Raw genomic sequence first — 21,728 nt, forward strand, 5'->3', positions numbered from 1 at the left:
TGTCTCCTGATGAAGGTGGTTGGTCTGGGGAGGATTGTGAGGGGTGCGGGTTTCAGGGTCGCAGCAGGACCACCGGCCCCACGCCCGCCTGGATCAGGCCAATGGCCTCCGCGGCGGCGCGGCTCAGGTCGATGATCCGCCCGCCGGTGAACGGGCCGCGGTCATTGATGCGCACCAGAACTTCGCGCCCGTTGCGCGGGTTGCGCACCCGAACCCGGGTGCCGAACGGAAGGCTGGGGTGGGCAGCGGTGAGTGCATTCATGTCGAACCGCTCGCCACTGGAGGTGCGCCGACCGTGGAACTTGCCACCGTACCAGGAGGCCTGGCCGCGAGCAATCTCGTCATCCCCCGCCTGCTCTTGCTGGGCGGGGACTGACTCACCTGGCACGCGGCCGCGGCCAGACGCACAACCGGTGAGCACCAGACCGACCAGACCGAGCGAGGCCAGCCGGCGCGACGGGTTCACGATGCCAGCCCCAGACGGCGCACGATCTCCAGGGTGGCCGCGCTCTGGTTCATGCTGTAGAAATGCAGCCCGGGCACACCGGCATTGCGCAGCTGGTCGCACAGGTCGGTCACCACATCCAGGCCAAACGCCTTGATCGACGCAGTGTCGTCGCCGTAGGCCTGCAGCCGCAACCGGATCCAGCGCGGAATCTCGGCCCCGCAGGCATCCGAGAAACGCAACAGTTGCGACGAGCTGCTGATGGGCATGATGCCGGGCACCACCGGCACGTCGGCACCCAGGTGGTAGGCATCGTCCACGAAGCGGAAGTAGGCATCGCTGTTGTAGAAATACTGGGTAATCGCCGCGTCAGCACCTGCCTTCACCTTGGCCGCATACGCCTGCACATCCGCCTCGGGTGACTTCGCTTGCGGATGCACCTCGGGATAGGCCGCCACCTCGATGTGAAAGTCGCTCCCGCAGTCCTCGCGGATGAAGGCGACCAGATCGCTGGCGAAATGGAACTCACCACCCAGACCATATCCGCTGGGCAGGTCACCGCGCAACGCCACCAGCCGTTTCACGCCCATGGACTTGAGTGTGGCCAGTTGCTCTCGCACGCTGGCCTTGGTGGCGCCCACGCAGGAAAAGTGCGAAGCCGCATCCACACCCTCGGCCAGGATTTCACCCACCGTGTCAAAAGTGCCCTGCTGGGTTGAGCCGCCTGCTCCATAGGTTACCGAACAGAACTCTGGCTTGAGCGCATAGAGCTGCTGTCGCACCGCGCGCAGCTTCACGGCACCCTCAGGCGTCTTGGGCGGAAAAAACTCGATGCTCAATGGCATTGCCATGGTGTTTCCTTGCTGCCCGGGGCGCCGCGCGTCAGGCGTTGCGGCTGGCCCAGACAAAAAATTCCCGGTTGCCATCACCCCCGGTGATGGCGCTCTCAAAATAACCGCGCAACACGAGGCCATGGTCGACACAGGCCTGCTCAATGCGCTGTTTCACCCGCCCGTAGCTGGTCGCATCTTTCACCAGCCCGCCCTTGCCGATGTGCTCGGGCTGCAATTCGAACTGCGGCTTGACCAGCATCAGCAAGCTGGCGCCCGGCTTCAGCAGCGGCACGATGGCCGGCCACACCAGTGTCTGCGAGATGAACGACAGGTCGCCCACGATCAGGTCGAAGCTGGGGAGAGGCACCGCCTGGTCCAGCAGCGTCTGCAGCGACAGGTCGCGCGCATTGCACTGCTCGATACAGATCACCCTCGCATCGGCGCGCAGCGTTGGGTGCAACTGCCCCTGCCCCACGTCCACGCCAACCACCGCGGCCGCACCGCGCTGCAGCAGGCAATCGGTGAAGCCACCGGTGCTCTGCCCCACGTCCAGACACCGCAGCCCAGCCACATCAATCCCTGTGTGCTCCAGCGCGGCATCCAGCTTCAAACCACCGCGCGAGACGAAGCGCGTCTCTGCCGAATCGAGCAGATGAAGCTCAGCGCCTTCGCGCAGCTCCTCGCCGTTCTTGCCCACCGCCCGCCACTCTCCGCCAGGCAGCCGCCAGTGCACGCCAGCCGCAATCAGCCGCTGCGCCTGAGAGCGCGTGGCGGCAAGACCGCGTTCAACCAGCAACTGATCAGCACGCATGCAGCGCACACCCTCACTTCAGAGATGAGAAACGAGCGGCCCGAAGGCCGCTCGAACCCAGGGCGCCGCCGATCCGGCTCTGCCGGTCGGCCAGCGCCGCCCCCTTGAGGGGGTCGCGCGCAGCGCGGCGGGGGTGTTCAATACCGGTACGTGTTGGCCTTGTACGGGCCCTGCTTCGGCACACCGATGTAAGCCGCCTGCTCGTCGCTCAGTTCGGTCAACATGGCGCCGACCTTCTTCAGGTGCAGGCGCGCGACCTTTTCGTCCAGGTGCTTGGGCAGGGTGTAGACCTTGCCCACGTCGTAGCCTTCGGGGTGGCAGAACAGTTCGATCTGCGCAATGGTCTGGTTGGCGAAGCTCGACGACATCACGAAGCTCGGGTGGCCGGTGGCGCAACCCAGGTTCACCAGGCGACCCTGGGCCAGCAGGATGATCTTCTTGCCGTCTGGGAACTTGATGTGATCGACCTGCGGCTTGATCTCGTCCCACTCCAGCTTTTCCAGCGCAGCGACGTCGATCTCGTTGTCGAAGTGGCCGATGTTGCAGACGATGGCCTGGTCCTTCATCGCGGCCATGTGCTCGTAGCGGATCACGTTCTTGTTGCCGGTGGCGGACACGAAGATATCGGCCTTGTCGGCAGCGTACTCCATGGTCACGACCTTGAAGCCCTCCATGGCGGCCTGAAGCGCGTTGATCGGGTCGATCTCGGTCACCCACACCTGGGCGCTGAGTGCGCGCAGGGCCTGGGCAGAACCCTTGCCCACATCGCCATAGCCGGCGACCACGGCGACCTTGCCGGCGATCATCACGTCGGTGGCGCGCTTGATGGAGTCCACCAGCGATTCGCGGCAGCCATACAGGTTGTCGAACTTGCTCTTGGTCACCGAGTCGTTGACGTTGATGGCGCGGAACATGAGCGAACCCTTGACCGACATCTCGTTGAGGCGCAGCACGCCGGTGGTGGTCTCTTCGGTCACGCCGATGATCTGCGCGCTCTTGCGGCTGTACCAGGTGGCGTCTTCCTTGAGCTTGGCCTTGATGGCGTTGAACAGGCAGGTCTCTTCTTCGCTGCCGGGGTTGGCCAGCAAGGAGGCGTCTTTCTCGGCGCGCTTGCCCAGGTGCATGAGCAGCGTGGCGTCGCCGCCGTCGTCCAGGATCATGTTCGGGCCTTCGCCCTCGGTGTTGGCGGCGCCGAATTCAAAGATGCGGTGGGTGTAGTCCCAGTAGTCGACCAGGGTCTCGCCCTTGATGGCGAACACCGGCGTGCCCTTGGCAGCGATGGCGGCGGCGGCGTGGTCTTGTGTGGAGAAGATGTTGCACGAGGCCCAGCGCACATCGGCGCCCAGCGCTTGCAGGGTTTCGATCAGCACCGCGGTCTGGATCGTCATGTGCAGCGAACCGGTGATGCGCGCGCCCTTGAGTGGCTGCTTGGCCGCGAACTCTTCGCGGATGGCCATCAGGCCAGGCATCTCGGTTTCGGCGATCTGGATCTCTTTGCGGCCCCAGGCGGCCAGGCCGATGTCGGCAATGACGCAGTCGGCGTTGACTGCTGAGGGAATGCGTGCGTTCATGGTGATGCGCTCCATTGAAGGTTGAAGAACCCCAACCGGTGCAATCCACAGGCAAAAAAAAAGCCCATCACACCAGAAGTGGATGAGCGTCGTTGCAAGATGACTCCGAGCCTCACGCTCCTCGCTGACCGTGGTCAGGGGTGCGCTGCAACGCTCCTCGGAAGCCATGATTCTATCGCAGGCGGGAAATCCCTGTGTGCGAAACTGCCGGGCTTTCATGCCCCAGTTGCTCGTCACATGACCCCGCTCGCTCTATGGCCTGAGTCCGCCCGCGCCGGCCTGCGCGGCGTGCTCACCGACATCGACGACACCCTGACCACCGAGGGCGCGATCACCCCGGACGCCCTGGGCGCGTTGTTTCGGCTGCAAAGCGCGGGTCTGCCGGTGTTTGCCATCACCGGCCGGCCGGCCGGCTGGAGCGAGGCGTTTGCCCTGAGCTGGCCAGTGCATGCCATCGTGGCCGAAAACGGCGCGGTGGCGCTGTCGCGCGGGGATGGCGGTGTGCTGCAGAGGGCCTATCTGCAGGATGCCGCCACGCGCCAGGTCAATTTCCAGCGACTGCAGGCGGTCGCCCAGCACATCCTGCGCACCCTGCCGCAAGCACGCCTGGCGACCGACAGCCCAGGGCGCGAGACCGACATCGCCATCGATCACAGCGAATTCGCCCAGCTGGACGAGGCCGAGATCGCGCAAGTGGTGACCCTGATGCGCCAGGGCGGCCTGAACGCCACGGTGAGCTCCATCCACATCAACGGCTGGATCGGCAGTCACGACAAGCTCGAAGGCGCGCGCTGGATTGTGCGTGAGCACCTGGGCCGCTCGCTGGACGACGAGCTCGATCACTGGGTCTACGTCGGCGACTCGACCAACGACGCGCGCATGTTCGGCCACTTCCCGCACAGTGTGGGCGTGGCCAATGTGGCGCGCTTCGTGCCCCAGCTCAGCCACCTGCCGCGCTACCTCGCGGCAGGCGAGCGCGGTGCCGGGTTCGCCGAGGTGGTCGACGCCCTGCTCGCCGCACAGCCGACGGCATGAGCGAGCACCCGCTGCCACCTGGGACGGGGGGTGTCAGCGCCAGCGGTCTGGCGCCTGCGCCCCGGCAGGCCCGCCTGGGTCTGTTCGCTATCTTTGGCTCCACTTTTTTTGAGCTGGTGGGCTACTTCATGCTCACGCCCTTTCTGATCCTGCGCCTCAACGGCGATGGGGTATCGACCGCCGTCGTGGGCTTGTTTGCCGCCACTGGCTGGCTCGGCGTATTCCTCATGACGCCGTTTGCATCCGCCATCACGCAGCGCCTGGGGCGACGGCCCACGCTGTGGCTCGCCGCGCTGGTGCCGGTGCTGACCACGACGGGCTTTCTGGCCACCACCTCCTTGCCCGGCTGGTTCGCGTTCAACCTGGTCGGCGGCATGGCCTCGGGACTGCGCTGGGTGCTGGCCGAAGCGGTGGTGGCGGAGTTTGCGCCGCCAGGTCAGCGCGGGCGCGCCATCGGGGTGTTCGAGACCATGGTCGGCACCACCTTCGTGATCGGACCGGCGCTGCTGGTGTGGACCGGTGCGCAGAACGACGCCGCGCTCTGGGTGGCGCTGGGCCTGCTGGTGGTAGGCCTGTGCTGGAGCCTGGTGATTCCGCGCATGCCAGACGCGGCTGATGCGCACAGCGCGAGGGTCGGCTTGGCGGGCGTGTGGCACGCCTTTCTGGCCCATCCGCTCATCATGGCGGTGGGTTTCATCGGCGGCTTTTTTGAAAGCGGCATCACGGCCATCCTGCCGCTGTATGGCCTGTCACTGGGCCTGGGCGCAGCGGCTGCAGCGCTGCTGGTGTCGAGCAGCGGCCTGGGCAGCGCGCTTACCATGCTGCCCGCCGGTGTGCTGGCCGACTGGCTGGCGCACCACCCGCAACAGCGATTCGGCGACGAGTTCGCCGCGCGGCGCCTGATCATGCGGGCCTGCGCCGCGACCACGCTGGCGGCCACTCTGGTGATTCCGTTCGTGGCCGGCGTGCCCTGGCTGGCAGCGCCAGTGGCCTTTTTGTGGGGCGGTGCAGGTGGCTGCCTCTACACCATGGTGATGATCGACATCGGCTCACGCGAAGAAGGCATCACCTTGGTGAACAGCACGGCGGTGCTGGTGCTCTCGTACACATTGGGCGGAGTTTTGGCGCCAGCGCTCGGCGCCGCAGCGCTGCAATGGGTGCCCACCTACGGCTTTCCGGCACTTCTGATCGGTGTCGCCGGCGTGGGCTGCTGGTTGTTGTGGCGTCGCTGAGGGCGCGCGATTTCAGGGCGCTGTGGATGACGCAGCGGCCACCACCGGCATGACCGGCTCGGCCGCCTGGCGCCGGGGCCGGTCGAGCAGGTAGTCGGCCGCACCGCCGCCGACCCACATGCCGCCGAGCGTGACCCACGCCGTGACGGCAAAGATCGCGCCACCGGTCATGCCTGCGCCCACCGCGCAGCCGCCAGCCAGCATCGACCCGAAACCCATGAAGACTGCGCCGATGATGTAGCGCGGCATGGTGTAGGCGCCGCCAAAGCCTTCCAACTTCCAGTCGCCTCCCACCAGGGCACCGACCAGCGACCCCAGGAACACGCCGGGCATCAGTCCCAGGCCAAAGGTCCAGGGCTCACCCGGGTCAGCCAGCACACGCATCAGCCACTCGGCCGAGGGACCGCTGAAAGTCAGGCCTTGAATCTGCACCGGCTCGAACGAGTTCGACATCACCGCGTAGGTGAGCCACCAGGCGAGCGCCACCATCAGTCCAGTGCCGATGCCGCCGGCCCATTTCCAGAATGCCCAGCCGCTGTGGTACGCGAAAAACAGCGCGGTGATCAGCCAGACCGCAGCGAACACCAGGCCATCCCAAGGGCCGGCACCGATCTGCGCCAGCACGCTGCGCGAAGGGCCGCCATCCACCACCCACCAGCCCGCGATCGACTCGCGCAGGGGCGACAACACACCACCCAGCGAAGCCTGGGCCACCACGGCGAATATCAGACCCGACAGCAGCGCACGCAAATTGCCGTTGGCCGAAAGCACCAGCAGCCGGCTCGCACAGCCACGCGTCATGACCATGCCCACGCCGAAGATCAGTCCGCCGATCAGCGCACCCGATAGACTGCCGCGCGCTGACAGCTGGCGCGCGGTGCTCACGTCGAGCCCGCCCATCACGATCAGCAGTTGCACGCCCACCACCGCCGTGCCGAAGGCCAGCAGCCAGACGGTGAGCTTGTCGCCGAATTGGCCATGCCAAAACTCGATCACCGCCGCACGAAGGCAGAAACGCGAGCGCTGGGCGAAAAAGCCGAACCCCAGCCCAGCCGCCAACCCGCAAAGCGCGAGCACCGCGGGCTCCCCCATCCGCTCGATCCACTCAACCCAGTCCATGGCTGCCCCAAACATATAACTATGCGCAATAGCTTATGGTAGGCCAGTCCTGCGGTGCGGACTTGATCCTGCGCAAACTTCGGTGAACCCGCGCCTCCGTTTAAGCTCTTTCTGACAGGTGCCCGCACCTGGGCACACCGAACGAAAGAGACCCATGGCGATTCCCTGGCTGGTTGCACTCAAAGTCATTCCCTGGGGCGATGTGATCGAACACGCGCCCAAGGTGCTCGACGCCGCGCGCAAGCTGCTCGATCAGAAGCGCACACCGTCGCCCGCCGAGCCCCCATTGACGGGCGACCTGATCGACGTCAACAGCGCCAACCCGCCCAGCCTGGGTGAATTGCGCAATCGCCTGATCGCCGCACAGCAGCAGATCGACCAACACGCCCGGGCACAGGAACAACTGGCCCAGACTCTGGCCGAACTGGCTGAACAGAACGCGCGCCTGGTGGGCGCGGTGGAGGTGCTGCGCAAGCGCACGCGGCTGCTGTTGTGGGGCGCGGTGGTGATGGGTGGCGCCATGCTCTGGCTGGTGCTGCGCTGACCGAGGCGTTGCCTGCGGCGCACACAGAGCGGGGCACGCTCAGCTTGGCCGCGTGGCCTCCAGCGTTGAGTCGCACCCCACACCCGCCGCGATCCAGCGCCGCGCCAGGCGGCGCAGCACAGGGACAAGCCAGGTCCAGCGCCGACCCAGCACCCCTTCTGCGTCGCTGAGTGCGCCGCAGCGGTAGCGAGCACCGGCTGCGTCCCAGCGCAGAGCATCACATGCCCCGGATCGCTTGCGCGAGATCACCTGCCCCAGCGGGCAAGGCTCGGCGAGGCAGCACACCCCGCAGCCATTGCAGGGCGCGCCCAACGCAGGCTTGGGCGGGGCATCGGGGTGGATCTGGATGACTTGGTGCATGCCCGTTCACCTTCCACCCACGCCCAAGGGCGAGATGGAAGAAATCCCTGTGAATGCGGGAGCCAGTCGTTCCAAGCCTCCGCCACGCTCGTCACCAGCCATTCGGCGGCCCGCCCTGACCCCCTTTTGCAAAACCCTGGAGCGGGCTTCGGTCATCGTCGAACGCAAGGCATGACGACCAAGCTCACAACGGGGAACCGGCTACGTCGGGCCAGTGATGTCGCCCCCTCAAGGGGGACGACGCTGGTTGGCGCACGGCAGGTCATCTTTCCAGCACCGGCCCCAGCACCTTGCCGGTGTGCGTACCCAGCCGCACCACCTCTTCCGGCGTCGCCGCCGCCACGATGCGCCCGCCGCCTGAACCACCTTCGGGCCCCAGGTCGATGATCCAGTCGGCCTCGGCCATCACGTCCAGGTCGTGCTCGATCACCACCACGCTGTGGCCGCCGTCCACCAAGCGGTGCAGCACGCGGATGAGTTTTTCCACGTCGGCCATGTGCAGGCCCACCGTGGGCTCGTCGAGCACATACAGCGTGTGCGGTGCCTTCTGGCCTCTTCGACCGATGTCGTCGCGCACCTTGCTGAGTTCGGTCACCAGCTTGATGCGCTGCGCCTCGCCGCCGCTGAGCGTGGGGCTGGGCTGGCCGAGCGTGAGGTAGCCCAGCCCCACGTCTTTGAGCAACTGCAGCGGGTGCGCGATGTTGGGCATGCTGGCGAAGAAGTCAACCGCTTCGTCCACCTCCATCTGCAACACGTCGCCGATGTTCTTGCCCTTCCAGGTCACGGCCAGGGTTTCGGGATTGAAGCGTGCGCCATGGCAGACCTCGCAAGGCACCTTCACGTCGGGCAAAAAGCTCATTTCGATGGTGCGCATGCCCTGCCCTTCGCAGCCCGGGCAGCGGCCTTCACCGGTGTTGAAGCTGAAGCGCCCCGGGCCATAGCCGCGCGCCTTGGCTTCCAGCGTGTCGGCAAACAGCTTGCGCACCGTATCCCAGAAACCGATGTAGGTGGCGGGGCAGCTGCGCGGGGTTTTGCCGATGGGCGTCTGGTCGACTTCGAGCACGCGGTCGATGGTTTCGGTGCCCAGCACCTTGTCGCAGCCGACCCAGGCGGGGCGTTCGCCTTTCTGGTCCCAGGCAGTGCGGCCAGCGAAGGTGCTGCGCTGGCTGACGGCAGCGGCCACGTTGGTGAGCAGCACATCGCGCGCAATCGTCGACTTACCGGAACCTGAGACGCCAGTGACAACGACCAGGCGTTGCAGCGGGACCGCAACATCGAGGTTTTGCAGGTTATGCAGGTTCGCACCCTTGACTTCGATCTGGGCACTGTCCGTCTGCCCTGTTGCGACCACCAACCTCCGCGCTTGCAGCGGATGCTTCATCGCGTGCAGCAGATAGCGACCGGTCACCGATTCCGGATTGGCTGAGAGGTCGGCCACCGACCCCTGCGCCACCACGCGCCCGCCGCGTTTGCCGGCGCTGGGACCGATGTCGATGATGTGGTCGGCGCGGCGGATGGTGTCTTCGTCGTGCTCCACCACCACCAGGGTGTTGCCCATGTCGCCCAGCTTGTGCAGCGCGTTGAGCAGGATGGCGTTGTCGCGCGCGTGCAGGCCGATGGTCGGCTCATCCAGCACGTAACACACGCCTTGCAGGTTGCTGCCGAGCTGCGCCGCCAGGCGGATGCGCTGGGCCTCGCCACCGCTCAGCGTGGGCGCGCCGCGGTCCAGCGTGAGGTAGTTCAGGCCCACCTCTTCCAGGAAAGCTAGGCGGCTTTCGATCTCGGGCAGCAGGTCGCGTGCGATGTCGGCTTCGCGAAGCGTGAGCACCGCGTCCTTCATCAGGTTCTGCACCCACTGCCGCACATCGTTGACGGCCAGCCGCGCCACCTCCGTGATGCCCACGCCACCAAACTTCACGGCGCGCGCTTGTTTGTTCAATCGCGTACCTTCGCAACTGGGGCACACCGCGTCTTCCGCCACGTCCACGTCGGGTTCGGCAAAGCTCTGCTCGCGGCCCTTGTCGTTGTCATCGCGCACCGAGTCGTCCAGCGCCTTGCGCTGCTCGCGCGAAAGCGCCAGACCCGTGCCCACGCAGTCGGGGCACCAGCCGTGTTTGCTGTTGTAGGAGAACAGGCGCGGGTCCAGCTCGGGGTAGCTGGTGGCGCAGACAGGGCAGGCCCGGGTGGTGGAAAACACTTCCAGCTTGCCGATACCGCGCGTGGACTCGCCCGTTTCCATGGCCTTCGCCAGGTCGCCGAGTTCGCTCAGCACATGGACCTGACCCTTGCCGATCTCCAGCGCCTTGGTCAATTGCGAGCGCAGCCAGGCCTCGTTGGCCGGGTCCACCACGCCGTCGGCCACCGGCAGCTCAATGGTGTGTTCCTTGAATCGGTCGATGCGCGGAAAGCCGGTGGTGGGCAGGAACTCGCCGTCCACGCGCAGGTGCGTGTGGCCACGCGGGCGTGCCCAGTCGGCCAGTTCGGTGTAGACGCCCTTTCGATTGACCACCAGCGGCGCAAGCAGGCCGATGTGCCGGCCCTTGTAGCGCTGCAGAATGGCTGCCGCGATGCTCTCGGGGCTTTGCGGCATGACAGCCGCGCCGTCGTGCACGCAATGCTGCGTGCCGAGCTTGACATAGAGCAGGCGCAGAAAATGCCAGACCTCGGTGGTCGTGCCCACTGTGCTCTTGCGGCCACCGCGGCTGAGCCGCTGCTCGATCGCCACCGTGGGCGGGATGCCGTAGACCGCGTCCACCTCGGGTCGGCCCGCGGGCTGCACGATGCTGCGTGCGTAGGCGTTGAGCGACTCGAGGTAGCGGCGCTGGCCCTCGTTGAACAGGATGTCGAACGCCAGCGTGGACTTGCCCGAACCACTCACACCCGAAATCACATTGAACTGCCCGCGCGGGATGTCCACGCTCAGGTTTTTCAGGTTGTGTTCTTTGGCGTTGACGATGCGGATCGCATCGGGCGCGGTCGACCTCGGTCGTGCGATGGCCTTCACCGTCGGCGCCAGGTAGTCGGCGGCGCGGCCTTCGCCGGCCTCAAACACCTCACCCATGGAGAGCGCGTACTCACGCAACGATTGGCCGGTGTGGCTGCTCGGATGCTTTCGCACCTCTTCCGGCGGGCCTTCGGCCACCACCAGGCCCCCGGCGTCACCGCCCTCGGGGCCGAGGTCGATCACCCAGTCGGCCGAGCGGATCACGTCCAGGTTGTGCTCGATGATCACCAGGGAATGGCCCGCTTCGAGCAGTCGGCGCAGGCTGCGCATGAGCTTGGCGATGTCGTCGAAATGCAGACCCGTGGTGGGTTCGTCGAACAGGAAGAGCGTGCCTTTTTTCGCCAGGCTCTGGCGGCTGGCGCTCGCGCTCTTGGCCGCTTCGGCCAGGAAACCGGCGAGCTTGAGGCGCTGCGCCTCGCCGCCCGAGAGCGTGGGCACGGGCTGGCCGAGCTTCACGTACTCCAGACCAACGTCCACAATGGGCTGCAGGGCGCGGATGACTTCGCGGTCGTTTCTAAAAAGATGCGCGGCTTCGCTGACCGTGAGGTCGAGCACGTCGGCGACGTTCAGGAAGCGGGTTTGCCTTTGGCCGGGAGCTGAAACGGGGTCAGAGCCCGATTTCGTTGTGGCGCCTCCCACTCCGGATACGACACTTCCTGAATCGGGATCTGACCCCGTTTCAATTTTCGCATCGCGCTGGATGCGCACTTCCAGTACCTCGGGCCGGTAGCGCTTGCCGTCGCAATCGGGGCAGCGCAGGTACACGTCGCTCAGGAACTGCATTTCCACGTGTTCAAAGCCCGAGCCGCCGCAGGTCGGGCAGCGGCCGTCGCCACCGTTGAAGCTGAACTTGCTGGCGGTGTAGCTGCGCTGGCGCGCCAGCGGCGCGTCGGCAAACAGTGCACGGATCGCGTCCCAGGCGCCCACATAGCTCACCGGGTTGGAGCGTGCCGTCTTGCCGATGGGCGACTGGTCAACGAACACCACCTCGCTCAGGTGATCGGCTCCCAGCAGCCGGTCATGTGCACCCGGCGCGTCGGTGGACTTACCAAAGTGGCGCAGCAGCGCGGGCGCGAGCACGTCCTGGATCAGGCTGGACTTGCCCGAACCCGACACACCCGTGACCACCACCAGCCGCTGCAGCGGGAAGTCGACGGTGACGTTTTTCAGGTTGTGCTCGCGCGCGCCCTCCAGAATGAGCCGCGGCGTGCTGTCGGTCACCATGCGCTTGAAGCCCATGCCGACCTGCTTGCGCGCGCCGAGGTAGGCGCCGGTCAGCGTGTCGGCCTGGCGCACGGCTTCGGGCGTGCCGTCGAACACAATCTGCCCGCCGCGCTCGCCCGGGCCAGGACCCATGTCGATCAGGCGGTCGGCGGCCAGCATCACCGCCGGGTCGTGCTCGACCACCACCAGCGTGTTGCCCGCGTCTCGAAGGCGCAGCATGGCGCTGTTGATGCGCGCCATGTCGCGCGGGTGCAGTCCGATGCTGGGCTCGTCCAGCACAAACAGCGTGTTCACCAGCGAAGTGCCCAGGGCGGTGGTGAGGTTGATGCGCTGCACCTCGCCACCGCTGAGGGTGCGACTCTGGCGGTCCAGCGTGAGGTAGCCGATGCCCACATCACACAGGTAGCGCAACCGCGTGTTGATTTCTTCGAACAGCAGCTTGAGCGCCTGCGCCTGGCCAGTGGCGTCTCCACCAGCAGGCACCAGGGTGTCGGCCAGCGACCCAAAGAAATTGCGCAACTGGTCCAGCGGCAACAGCATCAGGTCATGCAGGCACAGACCGGGCAGCGCCTCGAGTTGGGCACGAGACCACCTCACGCCAACCGGCAGGTGCCGCCGCGCTGGCGGCATCACCGCATCGGCCTGGGCTTTTGTCCCGATCCGCCACAACAGGCTTTCGGTCTTCAGGCGCGCACCGCGGCAGCTCGGGCATTCGGTGTAGCTTCGGTACTTGGACAAGAGCACGCGGATGTGCATCTTGTAGGCCTTGCTCTCCAGGTACTCGAAAAATCTCGCCACGCCGAACCACTGCTGGTTCCACTTGCCGTTCCAGTTAGGCGAACCGGCCTTCACCCAGTGCTGCTGCTCGGGCGTGAGCTTGTTCCAGGGCGTGTCGCGCGGAATACCCGCCGTCTCCGCGTGGCGCATCAGATCGTCCTGCGCCTCTTTCCAGGCCGGTGTCTGGAACACCTTGATGGCGCCACCACGCAGCGTGAGTTTTTCGTTGGGGATCACGAGGCCGTAGTCAACCCCGATCACGCGACCAAAACCCCGGCAGGCTTCGCAGGCGCCCACCGCCGAGTTGAAGGAGAACATGGACGGGGCGGGGTCGCTGTAGCGGATGTCGCTTTCCGGGCAGTGCAGGCCGGTGGAAAAGCGCCAGACAACAGCAGCCCCCACGCTCCCCAAGGGGGCTGCCCCGCCTTGGGGCTGCCCGGCGTCGGGGCTGCTGACCCCCACGCTCCCCGCTGCGCGTGGTTCGCTGCCCCCCGAGGGGGCTGCCCCGCCTTGGGGCTGCCCGGCGTCGGGGCGTCCTGCACCCTCTTCCCCGAGCACATAGACCATCAACTTGCCACTGCCGCGCTTGAGCCCAGCCTCAATGGCCTCCATCACCCGCGCCTGCTCCGCGGTGCCCATGCGGAAGCGGTCGGCCACCACGTCGAGCACCTTGACGGCTTCAACCACCGGCGCCGATTTTTTGGTCTTGCCAGTCTTGGTTTTGCTTTCGGATTCGGCCCTGGCAGCACGTTGCACCACACGCTCGGCCTGCACCCGCGTGTAGCCGCTGGCCGACAGCCACTGTTCGATTTCCTCCGGCGTGGTGCTGGCCGGCAACTCCACGGGAAAGGTCACGACAAGGCGCGGGTCATTCTGTTCACGGCAGCGCTTCTGCAACTCCTGATAAATCGACTCCGGCGAATCGTGGCGCACAGGCAGCGCGGTTTCCCGGTCAAACAGATCGGCGCCACGCGCGAACAGCAGCTTCAGGTGGTCGTTCAGCTCCGTCATCGTGCCCACGGTGGAGCGCGACGATCGCACCGGATTGGTCTGGTCAATGGCGATTGCCGGCGGTACGCCATCCACCCGATCCACCGCCGGCTTGTCCATTCGGTCGAGGAACTGTCGCGCGTAGGCGCTGAAGGTCTCGACGTAGCGCCGCTGACCTTCAGCGAACAAGGTGTCGAACACCAGGCTGGACTTGCCCGAACCGCTCGGCCCGGTGACCACCGTGAGCTCGCCGGTGCGGATGTCCAGATCGAGGTTTTTGAGGTTGTGCTGGCGCGCGCCGCGAATGCGGATCAGCCCCACCGGTCGATCCGCCGCCTGACTCGCTCGCTCGCCGTCGGCGTCGGGCGACAAGGGGCTGGGCACGGGGATTTCATCGGACATGAGCGGGCTTCTGGGTGAAGAGCCCGACATTCTAGGAGGGGTGGTCTGGCAGCGCAGCGCCCCTACGTCATTTCCACAATGCCGCGGTTTTTCTGTGGGCATACAGTGCGCTTGCACCAAGGAGCCCAGATGACGAACACCCGATCCCGAATCCTGACTGCCCTGTGCATGACGGCCGCTTTTCTCTCTTGCGCACCGGCATCGGCTCAGTTGCGCATCGGGCAGCCCTCGGGGTTCACCGGCTCGGTGGCCGCGGGCGTGAAGGAAAACACCGAAGGCGCCAAGCTCTACTTCGACGCGATCAACGCGCGCGGCGGCGTCAACGGCCAGAAGATTGAGCTGATCTCGGTGGACGATCGGTTCGACCCGAAGGTGACGGTGGAGGTGGCGCGCGAGTTGATCACGCAGCAGAAGGTGGTTGCCCTGTTTCTCAACCGCGGCACGCCCCACGCGCAGGCGCTGCTGCCTTTGCTGGCGGAATACGGAGTGCCGCTGGTGGGCCCCAGCACCGGCGCCATGGCTTTGCACGAGCCGGTCAATCCCTGGGTGTTCAACGTGCGCGCGACCTACCAGCGCGAAGCGGCCAAGGCGATAGAGCACCTTGCCAGCATCGGCATGACCCGCATGGCGGTGCTGCAGACCGACGACTCATTCGGTGCCGACTCGGCCGCCGGTGCCCAAAAGGGCTTTGACCAAGTAGGACAGAAGCCGCTGTTGCTGCTAAAGTTTCCGCGCGACAAACCCGACTTCGCACCACTGGCCAAAGAGGTAGCCACTGCGCAGGCGCAGGCCGTGATGGTGATCGGCTCGGCCGGCAACACCGCCAACGCGGTCAAGGCCTTGCGGGCGGCGGGCTCACGGGCTCAGGTGGTGACCCTGTCGAACAACGCGTCAGACGGGTTCATCAAGCTGCTGGGCGAGCATGCGCGTGGCGTGATCGTGACGCAGGTGTTTCCCAACGAGCGGCGCATCGCCTCACCGCTCATCAAGGAGGCTCGCGAGCTGGCCACGGCCAAAGGACTGGACGGTGTGTCGCCCGCCATGATGGAGGGCTACGCCGCGGCCAAGGTGCTGGTGGAGGGACTGCGACGGGCAGGGCCCAGTCCAACGCCGCGCGCCTTGCGCGACGCGCTGGAAGGCATCCGCGATTTCGACATCGGCGGCCTCACGGTGAGCTACAGCCCGACCAACCACACCGGCCTGGATTTCGCCGACCTGTCCATCATTGACGGCTCGGGCCGCTTTCGCCGCTAGAGCCTCTCGCACACAGTCTGCCATTCGCATGGCATGACCGCCGTGGCACCACCGAGAACGGTGGAGAACGAAGCGGCCAATGCCGCGAGCAACGGCTACAGGAAACCGATGCGCCGCGCACTGCCGAAGTTGCGCAGATTGGGCAGGATGCTGTCGAGCTGGCCCTCGCTGGCACCCATCCAGCCCAGCAGGGTGGCGGCGTATTGGTCGACACTGAGCTTGGGCAGCCAGCGCCCGTGCAGCTCCCAGGGATCTTGCCCCACATCGTCGGGGCCACCGACCACCAGCTCCGGGAAGGTGCCGTAGGTGGCGCCGCCATTGACCGCACCGCCCATCACCAGCTGGTGGTTGCCCCAGGCGTGGTCGGTGCCGCTGCTGTTGTTGGGCTTGAAGGTGCGGCCAAAGTCGCTCTGGGTGAACAGGGTGACGCTGTCGCCCATGCCGATGGCTTTCATGGCGTTGTAGAAACAGGCCATGGCGTCGCCCAGCGCCTTGAGCAATCGGGCGTGGTCGCCTTCCAGACTGTTGGCCGCGATCTGGCCGCTGTGGTTGTCAAAGCCGCCTTGCTGGGCAAAAAAGATCTGCCGGCTGCCCTGCACCGTGACACGGCCTTGCACCAACTTGGCCACTTGATAGAGCTGGCGACCAATGGGGGTGTTGACACGCCCATTCGTGGTGATGGGCGCAAACGCAGCGTCCAGCGCCGAACCGGCCTGGTCGCCGGGCCTGACCGCCACCAGCGCACCGAGGCGCGCCGACATGGCCAACGCATCGCGTTGCTGGCCCATGTAGGCATTGAGTACCGCATTGGTGTCGCTGCCCGCGTACAGGGTGTCGAGCGCGCGCCTGCGCTCCACCTCGGGTGCCCAGGTCGGGTTCTCCAGACCGTTGAGGCCAAAGGTGCCGCCGGGCTCCGGAAGGACCAGCGGCGTCTGCAGGGCCGAAAGGCCAAAACGCCCGTTGCCTCCAACCGAGATCACCGGGTTGGTGGTGCCCAGCGTGGCTGCGGCGCGGCCGCCCCAGCCGGTGCGCTCCACCACCTGGGTGCTGGCCGACTCCCACAGCACCTGCTGGTCGGAATGAGAGAACAGGTTTTGCGGGATGCGGGCATCGGTGGCGGGCAGACCTCGGAACTCAGCCTTGGTCAGCGGCGCGAACAGCGGACCAACGTTGAACACCGGCGCGAGTCCCTGGTCGGCCCAGACCGGGGCCAGGGCAGACAGCGCCGGATGCAGGCCATGGTCGGTCCCGCTGAGGTTGACCAGACTGCTGCGGGGCAAGGCGAGCGCACCGCGCACGCCGGCGTACTGGTTGTAGCGCGTGGTATCGGTGGGGATGACGGTGTTGCAGCCATCGTTGCCGCCGTAGAGGAAAACGCAGACCAACGCCTTGTAGCCAGACTGGGCGTTGGCCGGCGTCTGGGTGAGTGCCGAGAGGCCGGCGACGCCGAAGGCGCCGGCCAGCGTGCTGCCGCTCAATTGCAGCCAGCGCCGGCGGTTGAGCAGGAGCTTGTCGAGAGAATGGGTGTGCTGGTTCATGGCGCGGCCTCAGCGGGTGATCTGGAATTGGGGCGACGCGAAGACCAGGAAGGCCGCCTGCCGGACGCGGTTGATCAGGTAGTCGTTGCCATTGTTTTGCTGCGTGTAGGCGCTGACCGCCTGGATCACCGCAGTGCGCGACGCCGTGGGCAGCGGCTCGCCCAACGCCAGCAGCGAGAGGCGGTCAACCAACCTGGCGGGATCACCCGCGTCGGTCACAAAAGCCTGCAGATTGACGCGTGTGCCCACCGCACCCGGCACGCTGGCCTCCGGACCTGAGCCGTTCCAGTAAATCAGGTAGTTGGCGAAGTTTACGCGCTGCAAGGCGCTGTTGGCGTTGTGGATGCCAAACGCCGGCCCCACCAGCGGAGTTCCGGCCAGCGGATAGTCAGGCGGGTAGTAATTGAAAACCGATGGCGAGCGGAACATGTGCTGGCGCAGCTCTTCGCCCCACCACCAGCCCAGCGCCTCGCCATCGGTGCGGCCACCCAGGGCGCGCAGCATGCCGGTGAACAGCTGTACCGGCTCGCGCAGGCGACCGGCACGCGGGCCGGGGTTGTCGTTGCGGGCCTCGACGTCGAGCAGGATGGCGGCCACCGTGGCCCTCATGTCGCCCGGCCGGCCTTCGCCCAGGCCCTGGTAACTGCCTGATCGGAAGGCGGCCGCCACGCGACCCACGTACTCGGGGCTGGGGTTGCTGGTCACCAGGTGCTGGATCAGCTGTTTGCCGATGAAGGGCGCGGTGTTGGGGTGGGCCATCAGGCTGTCGAGCACCGCTTCGAGCGCGGCGTTGGCGTTGTGACCAGCGGGCAAGGACACGCCGGCCAGCAATGTGCGGGCCTCGGTGTCATGGAATGCCGGCAGCGGCACCATGTCGCCCTGGTAGTACTGGCAGTTGGCACCGCTGGGCCAGCAGCCGTAGGGCGTGGCGCCCCCGCGCGGGTAGGTCCAGCCGGTGAGCGCATACGCGTAATTGCGCACCGTCTCGTTGTCGTAAGTGGGCTGGCAGCTGCCGCCTCTGAGCGTGCCGTTGCTGTTGAGTTCGCAGGTTCCCAGCGCAAAGAGCTGCAACAGCTCGCGCGCGAAGTTTTCGTTGGGCGCGGCCTTGTCGTTGTTCACGTTGTCCAGGTAGTCGCCCATGACGGGCGACAGCGTGACCGAGCGCAGGATGTCGCGGTAGTTGCCGAATGCGCGGTCGAGCAGCATGTTCTGGTAGTTGCGCAGGCCGTAGGTGCCGAACACCTCCAGGCTGGACACCACCACGATTTGCTGCAAGGCGAGCGCAACGCGCTGACGCAGCTGATCGGGCTGATTCACCGCGTTGCGGTAGAAGTCCCACACCAGCGGGGTGCTGGAGTACCAGTCGCGCCAGCAGTTGTCGCCCCGTCCATCGCAGAATTCACCCACGCCGGTGTGCTGGTGCGCGGCACCGGTGCCGCCGCTTGTGTAGCGGGAACCGGTGGCCAACATCTGTTGCGTAATCCAAGCCTGTGCGCCCTGGCTGCGCAGGCCCTCGACGAGAGCCTCGGTGGCGCCAAAGGTGGCCTGGTTGGCCAGACGCACCGCGGCCTTTTGCGACATCGCGGCCACGGGGGGCGGTGTCGGCGTCGTTACCGTACCGGGCGTGGTCGTGGTTCCGGGCGTGGTGGTCGTCCCGGGTGTAGGGCTGGTCGGAGCCGGGGTGGGCGTGGCGCCCGTCGGCGGTGCGCTCGGGGCAGGTGCTGCACCCACCACCGTCCCTGTGGACCCTGGGTCTCCTCCTCCACCACAGGCCGCCAGGGCCACTGCAGCGATCAGCGCAGTGGCTTGAAGGGCATGCCGCCAGGCAGGTGTTGCACGGGGCGCAGTGAACAAGGCGTGGGAGGTCTTCATGAATCCGGACTCTAGGGGACGAAGCTTCCCCAGGCGTGAGCAGAAGTAACCGCCGCACCGCGCCGATACGGATGAATACAAAAGTCCGACAAACACCGGGGCAAGACCGACCAACGGCTGCCACCGTTTCTGCTCCGCGCCTTTCGAAGGAGCGGGGTCAGACCTTGACGATGAGCACCGGCTGCGTCGCGTGGGCCAGCACCTTCTGCGCCACACTGCCCAGGATCAGCGATTTGATGCCGCGGTGACCGTGCGAACCCATGACGATCAGGTCGCAGTTTTCGGCGCTGGCCGTCTCCAGAATGCCTTCGTGCACCACGTTGCGCTCGATGGTGTCGCCCGCAAACGGCACCTCATGCACCTTGCAGGCCTTGGCAAGCATGTCCAGCGCCTGACCCGCAGCGCTCTTGGCTTCGGCCAGGTACGCTTGCAGACCCACGGCCGACGCATCACCGATGCCAATGTAGGGAAACGGGTCGATCACATAGACACCCACGATCTCGGCACCGGTGCTCCTAGCCAGTTCGGCGGCCGTCTTGGCGGCCAGGGCAGCCTGGGCAGAACCATCGGTGGGGACAAGGATTTTCTTGAACATGGCGGTCTCCTGAACAGGTTGGTCAAGCACACAGCACCCGGAAAACCAACCCATTTGCATGTTAGCCCCCACCCTGGCCCCGCCGCTTGAGGCAGATCAAGCACCAGCCCGGCGATTCACTGCTGCTGAGCCCGCTCCAGCATGGCTTGCATCAGCACGTCGCACCCCGCCGCGAGGTGTTCGGGTCGGGCGTCTTCAATCTCGTTGTGGCTGATGCCGTCCTTGCAAGGCACAAAGATCATGCCGGCCGGCGCCACCTGTCCCGCGTAGATGGCATCGTGCCCCGCGCCCGACACCACCGGCATCTGGCTGTGCCCCAGTCTTGTGGCGGCCTGAGACACCGCCTGCACACAATCGGCGTCAAACAGCTGCGCCGCATAACGCGACACCTCGACGATCTGGACCTCAAGCCCCAGCTCGGTGCTCACGCGCCGTGCGACGGCCTCCACCTCAGCCACCTGCTGATCGACCAGGGCATCGCTGCTGTTGCGCAGATCGATCGAGAAAGTCACTCGCCCTGGAATCACATTGCGGCTGTTGGGATGCACGCGCACCATGCCCACCGTGCCACGACCATCAGGTCCATGCCGAAGCGCAGACGCCACCACCGCCTGCATCAGCTGGGTGGCGCCCTGCAAGGCGTCGCGTCGCAAGGCCATGGGCGTGGGCCCGGCGTGGGCCTCCATGCCGGTGACCGTGCAATCGAACCAGCGGATGCCGAGCACGCCAGTGACCACACCAATCGTCACGCCAGCATCTTCCAGCACCGGCCCCTGCTCGATGTGAGCTTCGAAATAGGCGCCGATGGGGTGCTCGCCGGGCACCTCATCGCCCAGATAGCCGATGCGTTCCAGCTCCTGGCGCACCGTGTGCCCATCGGCGTCGGTGGCGGCGTAGGCGTGCGCCAGCGAAAACGCACCCGCAAAGACCCCGGAACCCATCATCACCGGCACGAAGCGCGAGCCTTCTTCGTTGGTCCAGATCGCAATTTCCAGGGGCGCCTCGGTGGTGATGCCATGGTCATTGAGCGTGCGCACCACCTCCAGCCCGGCCAGCACGCCGTAGTTGCCGTCAAACTTCCCGCCCGTGGGCTGGGTGTCGATGTGGCTGCCCGTGACCACAGGGGCCAGCTCGGGCCGCCGACCTTCCCGGCGCATGAAGATATTGCCGATCTGGTCCACCACCACCGACAGGCCTGCCTCGCGGCCCCAGGCCACCACCAGGTCTCGACCCTGGCGATCGAGGTCGCTCAGCGCAAGCCTGCACACCCCGCCCTTGGGCGTGGCGCCTACGGCCGCCAGTGCCATCAAGGAATCCCAGAGGCGCTGCCCGTTGATCCTCAGGGTCGCAGTGTCTTCATTCATGTGGCAGGACTCTCAGAGCTGGACGGCTCACGGTAGGCTGAAAACGCATCGCGCAGCCGACGGCTGCGCACCGGGGCGTTCACCAGCGAACGCTCCAGCTCGGCAAGGTGCTTGCGCATTTCGGCTGCGGCCTGGGTCGACCCCTGTGTCAGCGCAGAGATCAGGTCCACATGCCGGTGGGCCACGCACACCTGGCCACCATCGACCTTGAAACGGGCCATCAACAGCGAGGTGGTCGGCAGCAGACCGTTGAGCAGCCGATCAAACACCGGGTTGCCGTGCATGCGGGTGAGGGCCTGGTGAAACTCCCCCGACAGACGAATGGCCTCTGCCCGGTCACCCCGCTGATCTGCGGCGATCTCTGCCTGGGCGATGGTGCTCAAGGCCTCCAGCTGGCTGGGCGACAAACCACCGCCCAGTCGCCGGGCCACCTCACACTCCACGATGCGCCTGGCCTCAAACACATGGGCCGCGTCTTCCAGGCTCGGCAACGGGACGCGGGCACCGCGGTTGTGCCGCAGCTCGATCACCTGGTCCTGGGCCAGGCGCTGCAGGGCCTGGCGCACCACCGTGCGCGAAACGTCGAACTCAGTGGCCAGTTCGGTTTCTCTCAGCCATTCTCCCGGGGCCAGCCGATGCTCCAGCACAGCGCGGTAAATGGCAGCGTAGACCCGGTCGGTGGCGGTGGCATCGGCGTCCGGTGCAGGTTTCACAGCTGGAGCGTGCGAGGTCATGCGGCAGTATAGAAAATGCTCACT

The 21,728-nt window shown here is 66.2% G+C and carries 15 protein-coding genes, 1 pseudogene and 1 riboswitch; of the genes and pseudogenes, 4 read left to right on the forward strand and 12 right to left on the reverse strand.

Annotation, left to right across the window (positions count from 1 at the left end):
• Positions 1–52: 52 nt before the first annotated feature.
• From QUV25_RS15075 to ahcY, 4 genes and pseudogenes are all read right to left on the reverse strand, one after another.
• Positions 53–328: pseudogene (locus QUV25_RS15075) on the reverse strand (septal ring lytic transglycosylase RlpA family protein); the annotation flags it as partial.
• 134 nt (positions 329–462) lie between these two features.
• Complete coding sequence (gene metF, locus QUV25_RS15080) at positions 463–1,296, reverse strand: methylenetetrahydrofolate reductase [NAD(P)H] (protein ID WP_300865144.1); 834 nt, start codon at positions 1,294–1,296, stop codon at positions 463–465.
• Positions 1,297–1,327: 31 nt separating this feature from the next.
• Complete coding sequence (locus QUV25_RS15085) at positions 1,328–2,089, reverse strand: TlyA family RNA methyltransferase (RefSeq protein ID WP_300865146.1); 762 nt, start codon at positions 2,087–2,089, stop codon at positions 1,328–1,330.
• A gap of 137 nt (positions 2,090–2,226) precedes the next feature.
• The gene (gene ahcY / locus QUV25_RS15090; RefSeq protein ID WP_300865148.1) at positions 2,227–3,660 is read right to left on the reverse strand and encodes an adenosylhomocysteinase; all 1,434 of its coding nucleotides are present in this window, start codon (positions 3,658–3,660) and stop codon (positions 2,227–2,229) included.
• Positions 3,661–3,737: 77 nt separating this feature from the next.
• Positions 3,738–3,824, reverse strand: a riboswitch (S-adenosyl-L-homocysteine riboswitch).
• 73 nt (positions 3,825–3,897) lie between these two features.
• On the opposite strand from ahcY, the gene QUV25_RS15095 reads away from it, so the two are divergent.
• Positions 3,898–4,695, forward strand: a complete 798-nt coding sequence (locus QUV25_RS15095; RefSeq protein WP_300865149.1) for an HAD-IIB family hydrolase — start codon at positions 3,898–3,900, stop codon at positions 4,693–4,695.
• A complete protein-coding gene (locus tag QUV25_RS15100) occupies positions 4,692–5,927 on the forward strand; it encodes an MFS transporter (RefSeq protein WP_300865150.1) in 1,236 nt (411 codons plus the stop codon). The genes QUV25_RS15095 and QUV25_RS15100 overlap by 4 nt, the downstream gene beginning before the upstream one ends.
• Positions 5,928–5,939: 12 nt before the next feature.
• Here QUV25_RS15100 and QUV25_RS15105 read toward each other — a convergent pair whose 3' ends face one another.
• The gene (locus QUV25_RS15105; RefSeq protein WP_300865151.1) at positions 5,940–7,046 is read right to left on the reverse strand and encodes a YeeE/YedE family protein; all 1,107 of its coding nucleotides are present in this window, start codon (positions 7,044–7,046) and stop codon (positions 5,940–5,942) included.
• A 154-nt stretch (positions 7,047–7,200) separates the two neighbouring features.
• Here QUV25_RS15105 and QUV25_RS15110 point away from each other — a divergent pair, with 154 nt between their 5' ends.
• Positions 7,201–7,590, forward strand: coding sequence for a hypothetical protein (locus QUV25_RS15110; protein WP_300865152.1), 390 nt, complete (start codon positions 7,201–7,203; stop codon positions 7,588–7,590).
• Positions 7,591–7,629: 39 nt separating this feature from the next.
• Here the strand turns inward: QUV25_RS15110 and QUV25_RS15115 are convergent, their stop codons facing one another.
• Both QUV25_RS15115 and QUV25_RS15120 read right to left on the reverse strand, forming a co-directional pair.
• Positions 7,630–7,950 (reverse strand): hypothetical protein, encoded by a 321-nt coding sequence (locus tag QUV25_RS15115; RefSeq protein ID WP_300865154.1) that lies wholly within the window; start codon positions 7,948–7,950, stop codon positions 7,630–7,632.
• A gap of 262 nt (positions 7,951–8,212) precedes the next feature.
• A complete protein-coding gene (locus QUV25_RS15120; protein ID WP_300865156.1) occupies positions 8,213–14,347 on the reverse strand; it encodes an excinuclease ABC subunit UvrA in 6,135 nt (2,044 codons plus the stop codon).
• Between the two features lie 168 nt (positions 14,348–14,515).
• Between QUV25_RS15120 and QUV25_RS15125 the strand changes: the two genes are divergently transcribed.
• Complete coding sequence (locus tag QUV25_RS15125) at positions 14,516–15,601, forward strand: ABC transporter substrate-binding protein (protein ID WP_300865247.1); 1,086 nt, start codon at positions 14,516–14,518, stop codon at positions 15,599–15,601.
• 95 nt (positions 15,602–15,696) lie between these two features.
• On the opposite strand, the gene QUV25_RS15130 is transcribed toward QUV25_RS15125, so the two are convergent.
• From QUV25_RS15130 to QUV25_RS15150, 5 genes are all read right to left on the reverse strand, one after another.
• A complete protein-coding gene (locus tag QUV25_RS15130) occupies positions 15,697–17,139 on the reverse strand; it encodes a DUF1501 domain-containing protein (RefSeq protein WP_300865157.1) in 1,443 nt (480 codons plus the stop codon).
• Between the two features lie 9 nt (positions 17,140–17,148).
• Complete coding sequence (locus tag QUV25_RS15135) at positions 17,149–19,011, reverse strand: DUF1800 domain-containing protein (RefSeq protein WP_300865159.1); 1,863 nt, start codon at positions 19,009–19,011, stop codon at positions 17,149–17,151.
• Positions 19,012–19,168: 157 nt separating this feature from the next.
• The gene (locus tag QUV25_RS15140; protein WP_300865161.1) at positions 19,169–19,606 is read right to left on the reverse strand and encodes a universal stress protein; all 438 of its coding nucleotides are present in this window, start codon (positions 19,604–19,606) and stop codon (positions 19,169–19,171) included.
• 116 nt (positions 19,607–19,722) lie between these two features.
• Entirely contained in the window at positions 19,723–20,970 is a 1,248-nt protein-coding gene (locus tag QUV25_RS15145; protein ID WP_300865162.1) for a Zn-dependent hydrolase, read from the reverse strand.
• On the reverse strand, positions 20,967–21,704 hold the full coding sequence (locus tag QUV25_RS15150; protein WP_300865164.1) for a GntR family transcriptional regulator: 738 nt from the start codon (positions 21,702–21,704) through the stop codon (positions 20,967–20,969). The genes QUV25_RS15145 and QUV25_RS15150 overlap by 4 nt, the downstream gene beginning before the upstream one ends.
• Positions 21,705–21,728: the final 24 nt, after the last annotated feature.

Origin of the sequence: Hydrogenophaga sp., assembly GCF_030373245.1 — a bacterium.
Taxonomy (GTDB): domain Bacteria; phylum Pseudomonadota; class Gammaproteobacteria; order Burkholderiales; family Burkholderiaceae_C; genus Hydrogenophaga.

Coding starts and splice junctions, on each gene's coding strand:
- QUV25_RS15130 (WP_300865157.1), bottom strand. CDS start 17,139: ATGAACCAGCACACCCATTCTCTCGACAAGCTCCTGCTCAACCGCCGG.
- QUV25_RS15120 (WP_300865156.1), bottom strand. CDS start 14,347: ATGTCCGATGAAATCCCCGTGCCCAGCCCCTTGTCGCCCGACGCCGAC.
- QUV25_RS15110 (WP_300865152.1), top strand. CDS start 7,201: ATGGCGATTCCCTGGCTGGTTGCACTCAAAGTCATTCCCTGGGGCGAT.
- QUV25_RS15150 (WP_300865164.1), bottom strand. CDS start 21,704: ATGACCTCGCACGCTCCAGCTGTGAAACCTGCACCGGACGCCGATGCC.
- QUV25_RS15100 (WP_300865150.1), top strand. CDS start 4,692: ATGAGCGAGCACCCGCTGCCACCTGGGACGGGGGGTGTCAGCGCCAGC.
- ahcY (WP_300865148.1), bottom strand. CDS start 3,660: ATGAACGCACGCATTCCCTCAGCAGTCAACGCCGACTGCGTCATTGCC.
- QUV25_RS15125 (WP_300865247.1), top strand. CDS start 14,516: ATGACGGCCGCTTTTCTCTCTTGCGCACCGGCATCGGCTCAGTTGCGC.
- QUV25_RS15140 (WP_300865161.1), bottom strand. CDS start 19,606: ATGTTCAAGAAAATCCTTGTCCCCACCGATGGTTCTGCCCAGGCTGCC.
- QUV25_RS15085 (WP_300865146.1), bottom strand. CDS start 2,089: ATGCGTGCTGATCAGTTGCTGGTTGAACGCGGTCTTGCCGCCACGCGC.
- QUV25_RS15095 (WP_300865149.1), top strand. CDS start 3,898: ATGACCCCGCTCGCTCTATGGCCTGAGTCCGCCCGCGCCGGCCTGCGC.
- QUV25_RS15115 (WP_300865154.1), bottom strand. CDS start 7,950: ATGCACCAAGTCATCCAGATCCACCCCGATGCCCCGCCCAAGCCTGCG.
- QUV25_RS15135 (WP_300865159.1), bottom strand. CDS start 19,011: ATGAAGACCTCCCACGCCTTGTTCACTGCGCCCCGTGCAACACCTGCC.
- QUV25_RS15145 (WP_300865162.1), bottom strand. CDS start 20,970: ATGAATGAAGACACTGCGACCCTGAGGATCAACGGGCAGCGCCTCTGG.
- metF (WP_300865144.1), bottom strand. CDS start 1,296: ATGGCAATGCCATTGAGCATCGAGTTTTTTCCGCCCAAGACGCCTGAG.
- QUV25_RS15105 (WP_300865151.1), bottom strand. CDS start 7,046: ATGGACTGGGTTGAGTGGATCGAGCGGATGGGGGAGCCCGCGGTGCTC.